16 protein-coding genes are annotated in these 14,120 nt (G+C 44.2%); 4 read left to right on the forward strand and 12 right to left on the reverse strand.

Annotation, left to right across the window (positions count from 1 at the left end; all coding sequences use genetic code 11):
- Positions 1 to 90: 90 nt before the first annotated feature.
- The 8 genes from QVE09_RS11370 to QVE09_RS11405 all read right to left on the reverse strand — a co-directional run bounded on the left by QVE09_RS11370 (position 91) and on the right by QVE09_RS11405 (position 9,063).
- Positions 91 to 741 (reverse strand): S-layer homology domain-containing protein, encoded by a 651-nt coding sequence (locus QVE09_RS11370; protein WP_036607803.1) that lies wholly within the window; start codon positions 739 to 741, stop codon positions 91 to 93.
- Between the two features lie 23 nt (positions 742 to 764).
- Positions 765 to 4,610: a coiled-coil domain-containing protein gene (locus tag QVE09_RS11375; protein WP_315936927.1), complete on the reverse strand. Its 3,846-nt coding sequence runs from the start codon at positions 4,608 to 4,610 to the stop codon at positions 765 to 767.
- Between the two features lie 67 nt (positions 4,611 to 4,677).
- Complete coding sequence (locus QVE09_RS11380) at positions 4,678 to 5,010, reverse strand: hypothetical protein (RefSeq protein WP_223199730.1); 333 nt, start codon at positions 5,008 to 5,010, stop codon at positions 4,678 to 4,680.
- A 20-nt stretch (positions 5,011 to 5,030) separates the two neighbouring features.
- Complete coding sequence (locus QVE09_RS11385) at positions 5,031 to 5,510, reverse strand: carboxymuconolactone decarboxylase family protein (RefSeq protein ID WP_315936928.1); 480 nt, start codon at positions 5,508 to 5,510, stop codon at positions 5,031 to 5,033.
- A 128-nt stretch (positions 5,511 to 5,638) separates the two neighbouring features.
- Positions 5,639 to 6,460 (reverse strand): hypothetical protein, encoded by an 822-nt coding sequence (locus tag QVE09_RS11390; protein WP_315936929.1) that lies wholly within the window; start codon positions 6,458 to 6,460, stop codon positions 5,639 to 5,641.
- A gap of 252 nt (positions 6,461 to 6,712) precedes the next feature.
- Positions 6,713 to 7,351, reverse strand: coding sequence for a hypothetical protein (locus QVE09_RS11395; protein ID WP_315936930.1), 639 nt, complete (start codon positions 7,349 to 7,351; stop codon positions 6,713 to 6,715).
- Complete coding sequence (locus QVE09_RS11400; RefSeq protein WP_315936931.1) at positions 7,335 to 8,426, reverse strand: glycosyltransferase; 1,092 nt, start codon at positions 8,424 to 8,426, stop codon at positions 7,335 to 7,337. The genes QVE09_RS11395 and QVE09_RS11400 overlap by 17 nt, the downstream gene beginning before the upstream one ends.
- Positions 8,404 to 9,063, reverse strand: a complete 660-nt coding sequence (locus QVE09_RS11405) for a glycosyltransferase family 2 protein (protein ID WP_315936932.1) — start codon at positions 9,061 to 9,063, stop codon at positions 8,404 to 8,406. Before QVE09_RS11405 ends, QVE09_RS11400 begins: the two co-directional genes overlap by 23 nt.
- A 190-nt stretch (positions 9,064 to 9,253) precedes the next feature.
- On the opposite strand from QVE09_RS11405, the gene QVE09_RS11410 reads away from it, so the two are divergent.
- From QVE09_RS11410 to QVE09_RS11425, 4 genes are all read left to right on the forward strand, one after another.
- Positions 9,254 to 9,994 (forward strand): GT-D fold domain-containing protein, encoded by a 741-nt coding sequence (locus QVE09_RS11410; RefSeq protein WP_315936933.1) that lies wholly within the window; start codon positions 9,254 to 9,256, stop codon positions 9,992 to 9,994.
- 183 nt (positions 9,995 to 10,177) lie between these two features.
- Complete coding sequence (locus QVE09_RS11415; RefSeq protein ID WP_036607821.1) at positions 10,178 to 10,447, forward strand: hypothetical protein; 270 nt, start codon at positions 10,178 to 10,180, stop codon at positions 10,445 to 10,447.
- A 175-nt stretch (positions 10,448 to 10,622) separates the two neighbouring features.
- On the forward strand, positions 10,623 to 10,850 hold the full coding sequence (locus tag QVE09_RS11420) for a hypothetical protein (protein WP_036607823.1): 228 nt from the start codon (positions 10,623 to 10,625) through the stop codon (positions 10,848 to 10,850).
- A 187-nt stretch (positions 10,851 to 11,037) separates the two neighbouring features.
- Positions 11,038 to 11,226, forward strand: a complete 189-nt coding sequence (locus QVE09_RS11425) for a hypothetical protein (RefSeq protein ID WP_315936934.1) — start codon at positions 11,038 to 11,040, stop codon at positions 11,224 to 11,226.
- A 24-nt stretch (positions 11,227 to 11,250) separates the two neighbouring features.
- Here QVE09_RS11425 and QVE09_RS11430 read toward each other — a convergent pair whose 3' ends face one another.
- The 4 genes from QVE09_RS11430 to QVE09_RS11445 all read right to left on the reverse strand — a co-directional run bounded on the left by QVE09_RS11430 (position 11,251) and on the right by QVE09_RS11445 (position 13,962).
- Positions 11,251 to 12,018, reverse strand: a complete 768-nt coding sequence (locus QVE09_RS11430) for a peptidoglycan recognition protein family protein (protein WP_315936935.1) — start codon at positions 12,016 to 12,018, stop codon at positions 11,251 to 11,253.
- Entirely contained in the window at positions 12,018 to 12,440 is a 423-nt protein-coding gene (locus QVE09_RS11435) for a phage holin family protein (RefSeq protein WP_315936936.1), read from the reverse strand. Before QVE09_RS11435 ends, QVE09_RS11430 begins: the two co-directional genes overlap by 1 nt.
- Positions 12,441 to 12,601: 161 nt before the next feature.
- A complete protein-coding gene (gene ytfJ, locus QVE09_RS11440) occupies positions 12,602 to 13,084 on the reverse strand; it encodes a GerW family sporulation protein (RefSeq protein ID WP_315936937.1) in 483 nt (160 codons plus the stop codon).
- 146 nt (positions 13,085 to 13,230) lie between these two features.
- Entirely contained in the window at positions 13,231 to 13,962 is a 732-nt protein-coding gene (locus QVE09_RS11445; RefSeq protein ID WP_315936938.1) for a DUF2953 domain-containing protein, read from the reverse strand.
- Between the last annotated feature and the right edge of the window lie 158 nt (positions 13,963 to 14,120).

Consider the following 14,120-nt stretch of genomic DNA (forward strand, 5'->3'; position numbering starts at 1 on the left):
TAGAACCAGTCCCCTTCGTTTACATCAACCCATTTTCGTATGATAAACACCTCCTATCTTTAGAATAGACAGAAACGAGAGTAGGTCACCCTACTCTCGAATTGTTCGTTCCAGCAGACGCTTGGTTCGCATCAGGAAAGTAACAAACTCTGCTCTGGTTATGAAGTTTTCCGGTCTGAAATATAGAATGGGTGTGCCATCCAATTGTGTTACAACCGTCAGTCCCAAATCAGCCAAGCGTTCAATGGAATCTCTTGCCCAGTGGTCCTTGCCTTCTGTCGTCTGTAAATCCTGAAACTGTATTGCACTCTTACGGTCATAACCATCTTTTTTGATCAGGGTCATGGTCAATTCGACCTTGTACCCCTTCTGATCCTTATCCATCGTATCCTGATGGTAGAAAATAGGGTCAACTTTGATGGACTCTACAACACCAACATAGATATTGCCCTTCTCATCATAAAATTTGTGTGTCCAGCCTACGTACATGGCGTAGTCGTGATAGGATTGCTTATCTTTAAACAAGATGTTAATGATGGCCTTGTACGAAGACACGCCCATCTGATGAAAATGCGAGGGAGCATTAATCATTTTAATCTCCCTCACTTGCGGATTGGGCGAAGGTGAAGAGTACGGATCAATAATTCTTCCGTTCACTGGCTCGAACTTCATGCCTGTATCTACATACAGCTTTCTTTTATACCGGTCATTAACTAAGCCAAACGGATCTTGCTGAGTCATATCAGATGCCCTCCTAACCTATTTTATCTGGGGATATGATTGCTTCCCATTCTTGCACCTACATTGCTGGCCATTCGGTTTGCAATACCAGGACTGTTCTGCCGTAGTGTCTTGTCCAACGTAGATGTAAGTCTCTCCACATCTTTTGTGCTGCCAGTCATATTATCGATGTTCACATGAACCGTCACATCACCTGAACCAACCATCACACTTTTATGTGTATTGTTCGTGGTCATGTAATCAAAGTAATCCATGACCTTAAGACCTGCTGGAATGTTAAATGTGGATATCGGTTTATCCATTTTTTTGCTAATTTCAGCCAAATTTTTGGACTGTTCTACACCCAATGACTGGATTTGTTTAAAAATCTGCATATATTCATCCGTGCCCGGTTTAAACAATCCACTATTTAATAAATTATTCCAATCTTGCTTGATCGAACTTATTTGTGAGTTCATTTCAGATGCACGCGATTTGTTCAATGCAATTATTTCTGGTGCATCTTCCTTACCCCCATTAGCTGCCAGGAGATCATACATTCGTTTATCATAATCCAACTCCGTCAACTCAAACTGATCATTCATCTTGCGTCTAAGCTCATCAATTTGGCTGTTTTTGACACCATTCAGTTCAAGCTCTGACTGCGCCTTCTGCTGTTTCTTCTCATTGATCTCCAAACCCAGCTCATCTTTCTCTTTTCCTTCAGCCATCTTGTTATACGTCTTCTGTAAACTTGCAATGGCCTTATCGAAGAACTTGATATTCTCTTGCAAATATTTCTCCATTAGCGCACGCATCTGGCCAGAATCTTCACGAACACCACTAATTAACAGACGGGATCGTGTGACTTGGTAATTGGTTTCGTTGTCACTTGTTGATTTGTTAAACTGCCGATTAATCTTGGCGATCATTTCATCAATGCCATTGCTTTGCGGCTGAGGCTTATACCCATTAGCAATGGCCCCGATTCCGCCCGCAGCAGGAATGTACTGCATTTGGGGTGGAATGTATTGTATCTGCGGTTGTTGTTGAGTGTTATCGCCAGGTGGCTTTCCAGACTCTTTATCCATTTGAATCTGGGCTTCTTTTTTCTCCTGCTCGTAGTTATACTCTTTGGCCAGTTTCTTCTCAACCGCATCTCCGCCTTTTTCGGACCATATCGCTTTGAAACCCGCCCAGTAATCCCCCATCTTATTGTTGGTGGCATTGTTTCCGAACAGAGTGCTCATTCCGCCCTTGAAAATCCCATCCATTCCAAGGTTAAGACCTTTCCACACTTTACCTACAAATGAGGATTGCTCCATATCTTTAAAATCCTTGGCCAGTTCCTCTTTATTTGTTGCACGAATACTCTGCTTCTCCGCTTCTGATTTCCCCATATTGCTCAGTGGATCAACTAGACCAGATACGACATCCACTGCGGTCATGGCCATTCCCAGATATGGGACGGCTTTTAGCGGTTTCAGTATCGACTTGCCCAACTTGCCGAGCTTTGCCCATTTCCCTGGAATGTCTCCGTTTTTCTTACGCTCAATCGTAATATCACGCTGGGTAAGAATATCTCCAGGGGTTCCATCAGGTTTATCCGGTCCTCTAAGTACTTTCCCATCCTTGTCACGAATAGGTGCATGACCATTAAAAAATGCTTTTTTACTACCGACTTCCTTCATATCTTCGAATCTCTGTTTAATCCCTCGTCGCTTGGGCTTGTCCTTCTTCTTCTTGTCTGAGCCAAAATCCATAACTTCCTCAATCTTTGATGTAGCCATATCCTTTATTGCGTCATTGATGAGATCTTGATGCCTCTCTAAAAAAGGTTTGTTTGCTGAATCTTCCTTGTCATCCTTAACAGGGGATCCACTGCTTCCTGCTCCTGGAACAACTAGTAATCCTCCTGGACCACTCATCATACTCGCGAGCTGAACTTGTTCAAGTTCCTTCAGTTTGGATATGTATGCTGTAGCATCAATCATGCCCTGTCTAAAAGAAGCATTTAACTCGTTGACTTCGGTTCTCAGTTTAGAGAGAACATCATTCAATAGCGTTGACTGTTTACGCAGTTTCTGAATCTCGGATTCGTAGCGCTGAACATCGGTGGAACCGTATGTAAACTCAGCATTAAGGAAGTACAACTTGTTTCGTAGTTCTACTGCGTCCAGGTCCATGTCGTCCATTGCCATCATCAAAACTCTAGCTTGGTGTTCAAGTTGCATCATTGCTCTACTCGTGTCATCCAGTTCTCGGCCTAGAAACTCAAGACTTCGCTTCGTCTTTGCGATCTGAATATCGAGTGAATGCATTTCTTCTCGCAACAGAAGAAGTTCTCGGCTATACGTTTTGACTCGCTTCTCAGCTTCGTCACGTTTTTCTGCATGAATGGAAGAAGCCGCAGTATCCCCATCTTGTATAGCCTGATTGTACATTTTATGTTGATGATCTCGGTTAGTCCGAGCCTGAAGTACATCATCTTGCTTGGAGGTGACCCTACTTTGAATTTCTGTTCTGCGATGATCCAGAGTCTGTAGACGACTCTGCTGTCTGCCCATTTCCTGCGCTACACCAGCACGTTGCACATCCGTGACTTGTAGTCGCTCGGGAAAATCGCTCCCCGTATTTCCAACTTTCCCTGGATCTGCATTCGTAGCACCATATCGTTTCTGATTACCTTCATTCATCACTTCACCGAACTTATCCCACGCAACCTGAACTCCGACTTCATCCATAATTCGGTTAAGCAGTTCCATATGATCAACAATGCCATCCGTACGATCTCCAATTAACCGCATGACTGCGATCAGATAATCGCCCAGCTCGGTAAATTCCTCTTTCAACCCTTGCATCGCCTCATGTGTCGCAATCTGAAGTGCGATCTCGATCTCTCGTTGTCGGAATTGAAGGTTGTCTCTTCTTCCGGTGCGCTGATGAATCGACGTGTTTGCATCCGTAGCCTTCAATTGTTCAGCAAGAAGATCGAATCTAACTCGATTCGATGCAAAGCCCTGCTGAGGAAAATCTCCTTTTGACTGAACCAACAATCCAGCCTTGCTAATCCAGTTGGCTAATGTATCCTCTTGTGCAAGCGTTCCATCAGGGTTACCGGCCACGGGAAGGGTCTGACGCATCATATCCATCAAGTCCTGAATGCCAACATCCAACAGTGTTGAAGCTCTGATCATCATGTCTGTGACTTGGGACAGATCAAAGCCACTGCTTCCCCATGCCGAAGTAACAGCTTCCAGACCTGTTGCCGTCTGTTCTACATCCATATTGCCCACGGAATGCAGCTTGGCTACTTCTTCAGCAAACGTGACAGCTTCAGATGCATGATCATAATTACGAGAACCAATACGATAGGCAAGACCTACATCTTCCTGATCCATACCATGTTGCAGTGCAATTCGTTGCAGATTTTTGACCGTTCCGGTTTGTGTATATTGCCCACTATCATTCGTTGTCCCAGAAGATCTAAGTTCGAAATTCTGGTCGGCCCGGCCCATCTGTTGATCCATCTGTTGCGACGAGTCAAGGGATTTCTTGAGTAATGTTGATGAATACCCCTTGGCTTCACCTACTGAAATATATTTCATCGTATTCATCACGGAGTCTAACAACCCCTGTGAGCCAGCTGCAGACACATCCTTCATTTGACTGAACGCTCCACGATAAAAGTGCTCCAAATCGGCAGTCAGTGTTTCAATCATTTGCGACTGCATATCACTTCTGACTGTCTCTACACGTCTAACCAATGTATTAACACCAGAAAGGTAGCTTCCTTTCAGCGCTGTATTTTGTCCAGTTAATTGATCCATATTCGTTAATATTTCTTGTGTTAAGGAGTGTTTATCTCCTTGTCCTACTGATTCAGTCATAAGAATCACCGCCTTTATGCATAAATCCCGTTCTACCTTCATTTAGGCAAAACGGGATGTCTCTCTCTTATCCTCCGAGCGCTTGTGCAAGCATACCGATATCATCTTCTGATATCTCCGTGTAATCCTCGTCATTGAAGGTTCTTTTACGTCTGACGGTCCCATCTTCTTCGACTTCCTCGCCCCCACCGCCACCGAACATGCGAAGAGGTGCTGTCATAAGTTCAACCTCAAATTGAATATATTTCTCGGCTGACTTGCACAGCTCCGCAACCTGAGGGAGTGTGTACTCCCAAATCTCCCACTTGTTCAGCCCACAGTGTTTATGGAGGGTGAAGAAGATCTCTCCCCAGTGAACGGGTTCCTGTGTTTCCGTATCACGGATTTCGGTACCCTCCAAAGACTCCCCCTCGGTGCGTTCTACTTTTTTAAACCATTGAGTCCAATAAGCATATCAATGACTTTGCGAGCTGTGTTCAGATCAAGGTACTCATCCAGATATTCTCGATTGATGATATACTCACCATGCTCATCTTTGGTCACGATATGTGGATAGTTTTTGAATGCCATTGCCAATACATCAAATAAATCCTGCTGCCGCTTTTCGTCCAGCTCATCATTCTCAGTCGGAATGAAATTAAGAATAATGGCATCGATATTCACTGTCTTCAGCAATTTCATCAGACGGCGGGCATCCTTCAGGTTACACGGCGGAATGCGATATTTCCGTCGATCCCGCAGGGTAATAATCTCATCATCTTCAAAAAATGCACGCTCAGCCGCTTCCACTTCCTCCGGCGACACTCGTTTGTTCTCCGGATCATCCTTGATTCGTTGCGCCGCTTCCTCATTCAGCTTTTCCGCAAGCTCAAGCTCGGCTTTTTCTCGTTCTGTTTCCATGAATTTAAAGACCTCCCCAGGACATTCTCCCCTATATAATAAAAAACCTGGCAAGGCAAGGCGCTGTGAAGGGGAGGGCACAGATGCCGTTTGATACCTTGCCAGGAGCAATCAACCTTATTCAGATATTAGATCTTGCTTGGTGCGCTGAAGCGTTTGATGCTGCCAATTTTTCCGTCAGCACGTTCAGGATCAAGAATCTGCAAGGAGATTGCAGATGCAGAAGCGGCAGCACGCTGAGCATTGATGCTGAATGTACCTTTTGCACGGCACATGTACAGCTCGGTTTCAACACCTGCATACGAACCATCTTTTTGCTGGAACGTACCGTGATGAATGACAGAGATTGGGAATGGTACCTCGTCAACCAACAGATCAACCATGTCTACAATTTCTTCACGTTTGTAATTCAGTACAACCTCTTTATCGATATGCGCAGCATTCAGGATGACTACACCATTCGCTTCGTCGTAGAAGAACGCATTTGGTTCCACAGCCGTTCCTTTGGAAGTGAGTTGTTTCAGCAAAGTGTTGGAATCTTTGAGACGAACCGTAATGCCACCGTTCTTTTCATAGATTTTACTTGCATGCTTCGGTTTGGCTTCAGCAAATCCAGAATTGGATACGCCTGCAGCCACTGTAGACTGCTCATTCAGCACCCATACATAAGACTTCACTTGCTCTTGTACCGTTGAACCCATCATCAGCTGAATCGCATCCAGATCGAATTTGGCATCTGTTGCCGATACTTCGATCGATTTGGACTTCACCAGTACATCAATGGCGAATAGTCCGTCACCACCAAAGATATCCTCAAGCTCCACGTTAAGGTCAATTTTCAAATCTTGCAGGGTACCCAGGGTAACTACCTCAATTGCGCCCATCGGATCTGCTGGAAGGCGTTTAGCCATGAACGTACCTACACCTTTGATAATCATTTTTTTAGCCATTGAACAGTCCACTCCTTAGATAGTATGTAATTTTAGCTACGGAGACTTGCTTAAGCCGGAATCAGGTTAAATGTCTTGATGATCGGGAGATCCTTCGTTTAACCCGTCTGGCTATTCGCCGCCTCTGCTTTTTATAGTGTAGAACGCTATCTTCATTCCCTAACGATAATGTAAACGAAATATATTGAAGCACGATTAGCCCCGTCATCTTTGCAAAAGAAATAGTCCTGCATATGATCAAAGAAAAGACCCCTACATCAGAGGGGCCGTTCTGTTTGGCAAAGCATCTATAATTTGCGCTACCTGTTCTGCACGTTCTTTGATCTCAAATTCATCGGCAGTAACCAGATGAACATGCGAGCAGTATTTGCCATGCTCATAGATTCTCTCGGGAGTAATAAAGACAACGTCAGCAACAGCTTCCATCTTGTGTTTGTGCTTCTCATATTGATCCGGATCGGTCAACGAATCAAATACGACCAGATCAGGATATGCTGTCTCGACCGAACCTGCCAGCCGGCTATCGTTCACCCAGTAGATTACGCGATCACCCTGAAACAGCGTACGTACATTCTGACCAACACGGGCTACGACAAAGTTTGGAAGCTCCGGATAAGGATACTCCAAGGCATCAACCTGATAGAACTCATCACTCGAGTTGATATATATTACATTGTAGCCCACTTCAGCGAGTGCTTTTAACAAACGCTGTGGTCGACGCCCGAATCGTTCACTATGGAAGTCGATCGCAGGCAGATATACAATCGTTGTATCCGTGTTTGGGGTGTATGTCGTAACATTGAACTCCGTCGCATCAATCTCTATTTCTTCAAGCTCAATTGTCGGTGTAATCAACTGTCTACCAAACATTCGTTTAAATATCTTTTTCATTATTTCTGCCTCCCATGACCTGATTAATCATCTTCACAGCATCCATTGCCCGGCCTTCCCAGCTATTAGACTTAGCCACCTTTACTCGTGCAGCAATTTTGAAAGCACTATTCTCACGAATCGCTTTCTCCAACATCACTCCGCAATTATGCTGATTCATAAAGTAAGTTACATCGCTGTACTTATGAACAATTTCCTCCATACGCGTGGTCAACACGGGCTTGCCCGCAGACAAATATTCGTAATACTTGATCGGATCGCAGCCACGGATCATCTCTGTCAGCTTGAATGGCACGATACAGACATCGAATTGAGCAATGTAGGCGGGAAGTACTTTATAATCTTTGTGCGGAAGACAAGTCACATTGGGATGCACAATATTTTTTTGATAGAGAGCATTGTTTCCAATCAAAACGACACGATAACCTTTATCTGCAATAGCGGTAATCAGCGAATAATCCACCCATGATGCCATTGCCCCGTGGAAACCCACAATCTTTTGCCCATCATGAACATCGGGGAAGTCCGCCGGTTTGGGTAGAATTGCCCGCGCTTTCTCAAAATGTTGGTAATCTGCCCCGTTAGGGCACATAAAGATTGGTTTGCCATCATGTTTATGGGCCTCATACATCACCTTGGCAGTCGTGGCAATAAGATCTGCACGGTCAAAACATTTCGGGATGTAGGATTTCCACACAGCAAACTCATCAGCCGAATTATCCAGGTAATCAAATACGGTAAAATCAAACTTCCGACCATCCGAATAATTGTACTGACCTGGATTCGAGAACCAGAGTACCTTCTTTCCTTTGACCAGGTGATCGTAGTTCACGCCTTTTTGCACAAGGAACAGATCCTCATTTAACTTTTCAATCGGGCGGCTCTGCTTTCTGTACGTTTCTTCATTGATAAAGATAGCCCGTATACCTGGAATATTGGAGAAGGCGGTCATCAATTGCTGAGGACGCTGGAACAAGAGGTTCCAGTCAAGTGCGGGCGGGTAGACAATGGTCATTTCTATACTTTCAAAAACCGGATTTTCTCGTTGTTTTCTACGAAGCAGCCAATTGAGCAATCAAATCCACCCCTTCCGCATAGGCATGAACGGGACGCAACCGAGTATCTACAAACAGTTCAAACCCCAGTCTTCGTGATTGCTCACAGAATGGTGCATCTTCACCTGTTGGATGCGAACCATATCGAACGCCTGCTTCGATCACTTCACGCTTAATCAAATATACGGCACCTGTCAGATCTACCGGGAACAAACCCGCTTTGAATTCAGGTATATGTTTTCCGCCGATCATGGCATTATGAGCCTTCAACTTTGGATGATTCCGTATAAGCATGGAACATACATCCTTGTCATTATCCATTAACTGCTGTAGGCTACCCTCAGGAATAATGATATCCGTATCAATCGAGAACAGATAATCACAGTCCGAATTCAGAAACTCATCCAGAAGCTTATTTCTCAACAACGCCAGGTTGTGATAAGAATATTGCCCACGCATATGACCATATGTTCTCCCCAGATGATGAGTCAGATAAGGAATCTGATGACGATCAAGGATATGCTCCGTCTGATCTTCACTATCATTCAGGATGTACATATAATGCTTCTGCACTGCTTGTTGCTCAAGTGATTGCAAGTGCCGTTCCATAATCCAAGCCCGGTTTCGCACAGGACTACCTATAAATACGTTTTTCACAGTCCATCCCCTCTCCCTTTTTATCTAGTCTAGACTGTTCCTCAATAACCTTCGCACGTGGAACAAAAAAGGAGTGATTCCTCAAAAGAAGAGAGAGAACGAGGCATTTTTCCTATTCTAATACAGAAGGAGTTGATGAATATGTATACTGAAGAAACCATTATTCACACATGGGAAGAAGGTGACATGCATGCTGGGAAGTGTAGATTTAATCCGCAACTGGTTCCAACTGGCCTCTGATGGAGAAGCCCATGCTTCTGTTCGATTTGGGGATGCTTCCAACACCATTCTGGCTCACGACACCGTTCTGACTATGGATTTCATCAAGTCTCATTACGGCTGGTTGAACGATCCTACCTATTGCGGGATAACCTTACCCAATACGAGTGCGAGAGAAATTATCGTACACTGCCTGCGAAAAGCGGATTACGTCGGACATCTGATCCAGACAGATCACTGGTATTTCAAACCGTTATTCGATATGTGCCTTGCATATTACAAGGTTGAACCTCGGGAGACCTTCTATGCTTTTGAGAATAATTACATCGCCCGATTCAAGTTATTCTATGAAACGTTCAAGACCATGCCTATTCTGCTCTGCGGAGCCAAGGCCGAGCAATATCGAGAAGTTCTGGAGCGGAGATACGGGTGGACAAGCATCGTAGGGACGGTGGACTGCCCCTCGTGGTCTCATGTGAGCACAGCATCCAAACAAATGGAACATATCTACCAACAGACACCGTGGAAGCTTGCTCTGGTATGTGCAGGTGCACCCGGCAAGGTACTGGTTATTAAGGCCAAAGAGCTGCAAACCGTAGGTGTTGACTTTGGTTCCGGAGCAGATGTTGCCATTCAGGCCGACAGCGAAAATCTGAACGCCTGGGATTACAACGGATTCCCTGATTATTGGGAAGGCAGACCCAAAAAATGACCCTCTCCGGGTCTTTTTGTCTGGATAAAACGGTGATTCCAATCCGATTTTATTGACTTAGTGGCTGTTGATAAATTAAACTATCTGCCTTATTATTGTTAAGATAACTCCTAATCTAACTTGGTTTAAACTTGCATGAAGAGGAGCTCTGCTAAGATATTCGAACCGTTGGAGGGAAATGTAATGGCGTACTCGCAGTCAAAGACCGAAATAGTAGCAACTCATTTAAGAACAAGATTTATGGAAGGTAACGTGGAGGGACATGAGATCGTGGTTGCCTTGATCAGTATGGTCAAAGCTGAGAAGATTAATTTAGATGAGGTTGCCCCTATTCTCTCTACAGTCTTTTTTGAACAACCGCAAGGTATTCTGCTGGCACTCGAAAAAGCTAGCACTCTGATAGATGATGAATTAATTGATTCCATTCTCCACGAAGTAAACGAAAAAGCTTAATCTTACATACAAGGGGAGAGCTTATCATCAGATTTTAATTTACAACAACCAGTTATTCTCTCCACACATTTAGATTGAATAGATTCATCACTGAGAAATTGGACTTTCTCGTTATTTTCCGTCCTCCTCCGCTTATTCTAGTAGTATTACGAAGGAGGGGACACCAATCGAGACAGTGAATAAAGCCATTTTATTTTTAGCAGTTATTGAAACCATGCTTGAAGCACTCCACCATACAGAAGTAGATCAGACAGAACTTGTGGATTCGCTTGTCATGTTAGGCTTTGATCCCATTGAGATGTTGTACGAGACAAATACCATTAGATCTTTCCAAAAGATATGCAGGGCTTTCGCAGAACTCCATCTTACAGATGAGGCCCTGGACACGTTCTCAAAAGAGTAATTAAATAAGCAGAACCCCACATCACATTCGACGTGGGGTTCTGCTTATTTATATTTATGAATTTTTAACCCGTTGTGAACCGGATCAGCTTAACCTTCTCCATCCTGCCTCGTATAGGTCATCTAGGGACCATGGACATCTCCATCGCCCCTATTGACTCTGACTTAATAAACGAAAGGATGATTGTATGAGTTCACCCACACCAACACATGTGATCGAAACAAATCAACTCCCTGTTATTGGAGTCGTCGATGAATCCTCGATTCAGACCCAATATGAACTTGAGTATCCTGATCATATTGTGATTATACAATATTTTTATTTTTTGAAAGATCCGGCGCACTTTAGCTCCTGGTTAACCAGCAAGCATCCTTAGCCCTTAATCAATATACTCTCGCGGTTAGGCCTTTTTACGTCTGCGCTCATCAATCAAAACCTTCAGCAACAGCAACTCTCCATAAGTTAACTTTTTCTTGCGAACCTTCTCTACCCATGCCCAATCTTCAATCACCTTGTCGTTGTAGGCATCTCCAATGTACTGATCAAGTTCATTCCAGGCCCATTGTGCATAATCCAGAACCGTATTCATATCATCATCCTCCGTGACTGCTATTTCTTGCAGTGGGTTTAATTTTACATGTACTGCTTGCTTATATCTTTCATATTCACCTGGTTGTTTAATCCATGGCAGTGGGCATTCCTTCCATCCAACCACTTCTTTATGTGTGAAGAAGACGGGTGGAAAGCCCCGTTCCCTGATTAGGTATACCGCGAGGTCTACAACGTTATTGAATGTATCTTCATGGATACTTCCATCTTTTTCAATGCACATCTCAATGCCCACTGTACTATTGTTCGGATATGTCCCAAGTTTAGCTAGAGCTTCCTTCGTGTATGTTTCGCTCCCACAGTGATAGGCTAGTTCATCATCCGGGAGGCTGTTATATATCGACGTTCGATCTACCGAGAAATGTGCACTTGCATAACGACCTTTCACTGCTTTATTGGAATCTTGCTGTGCCAGACTTGCAAAGTACTTACTAATGTTCTTGGCGGGCGCCCCAGGAGAAGCCGTATAATGCATCACAATCCCACGTTTTGCTTTTAATTTCAGTCCAGCTCGACTGTATTTATTAACAGGTATGTAATCCTTGATGATCTGTAACATTACATCTTCCCCTCGTCTTCAACTTGATCTTCATTGCCTCGAAGCTTAAAGAGAGCTGAAGTGATAAACTTCGGGACAGGCAGGCCCAGTTTCCCCAGATTCTCCAATATACTGATTCCTTCCGTACCGATAATAAACATTAACATCGCATCTCGCATAAAATCATTGGAATTGCCTGCAACCATATCCAGTTGATGTGCAATAATGACAAAAACAAATGTCAATGATTTACGAGCAAGCCCCCACCATCCAACCCTGCTGGATAACTCCTTCTTATACCATGCAGACAGCACCCCTGTGATGTAATCCAGCCCCACAAAGATGGTCACTGCAATAAACAGGTGATCAATTCCTCCTACCAAATACACGACTGCCGATAGCAGCCAGCCAAACAAAACCATAAAAGCGGTGTCTCTGTGCATTAACGTTCCCCCTTCAATAACCTATTTCATGTCTAGGTTAGGCGGATCACAGACATAAGTCTCATGCAATACGGAAACCTCCGAAAAAACACTCACCCTTCGCTATACAAACAGCAAAAATCCCTCACGCTTGGATGCGGGAGGGATCATGACAAAATGATTCAGCTATAAGTTGATGGATCTGGTGTAACCGGTACACCTGTTGTATTCGTTGGTGTTGTATTACGTTGGAACATGCCTTGAATTCGGTCCAGAACATAAGGGGTAGAGTCGATGAGTTTCTCAAACAGATGTGTGGAGTTATCGAGTGGTACAATGTGTACCCCCTGTTTACCCACTACCAGGAACGCAATTGGACGTATGGATACACCGCCACCACTACCGCCACCAAATGGAGAAGCTACTTTAGCTGAACTGGCATGTTCAGTAGAGGTACTTGTAGCACCACTTTTGCCACTACTTTCTCCATTAACGTGAAAATCACTACCACCGGCAGCAAATCCGAATCCCACCTTACTGATTGGCAAAATCACGGTACCATCTGGTGTTTCGACTGCATCGCCAACAATTGTATTGACATCCACCATGGCCTTGATATTTTCCATTGCGGTTTCCATTAAGCCTTGAATTGGATGATCTGACATTTGAATTCCCTCCAGTTTCAATGTAAGCTAGGTTTGATCTAACCATATCATCCCCAAACTTGAAGGGACTTATGTACATAAGCATTTAAGTACATTCACCGAACCCCAACCTCACGTTCGCAAAACAGACCTGATCTGATGGGAATTTATTGTGCTGTCCCACTAAGCTTTTGCTTTTGCTTTTCCTTACGCTTGCGGCGCTGTTCCCGAAGAAGTTTGAACCACATACGCCATCCGCCTTCGACTTGAAGCACACGGGTGAGTAGTGTAATTCCAGCGATCAGAACGGCTGTAATCCGAATTTTCACTCTGCAATCAAGCTCCGTTCTGAATTCCATTTCATCGGACCATACCGGCATAACCTGAAGCACAGGTGTCTTATCGAAGCGAATCTGATAGGTGAGAAAACCAATAATAATGGACTTGATACTCCACACCCAGCCCGTCAGCACCGCTGTATATGCTGCATCACCAACGCCGATGTGGGTAGCCCAGGACAGTTGAGTCATATGTACGCGCGTGAGTGTTTGCTTAAGCCATATCTTGAGCGCATCCGTCGCCCTGAGCATAATTTTCACATCTTTAGCCCACTTCTTGACTTTGCGTTTGTTGACCCGCTCGCTTCCCTGGGCCTCCCCTCTGGAATGATTCATGGATTGTTCGGTCTTGACCAGAAAACCTTCCTTCATATTGCGAAAAACAATACTCGGGATCTCATAGTTAATCCGCACAATTCCATAGAAAAAACGAACATTAATATTGGCGTAATCATCACTTTTATGTTTACTGAATGTAAAATGTACATGAACATTTGAGATGAGGACTGCGGCAATCAGCAATGCGAACAACAAACCGATTCCTCCAAGCCAAATCCACACAGGCCTTACCTCCAAGCCCTCAATTCTTTTCTCGTCTAGTATGGCACTCTGGATAGGAAAAAATTCACGTCTGACCTAAAAATCCCATTTCATATTTGTTTGGAACCGGTCCGTAACCTTTTATATACACAAATTGGACTAAAGATTAGTTACACTGG

The organism is Paenibacillus sp. ClWae2A (assembly GCF_032452295.1).
Taxonomy (GTDB): domain Bacteria; phylum Bacillota; class Bacilli; order Paenibacillales; family Paenibacillaceae; genus Paenibacillus.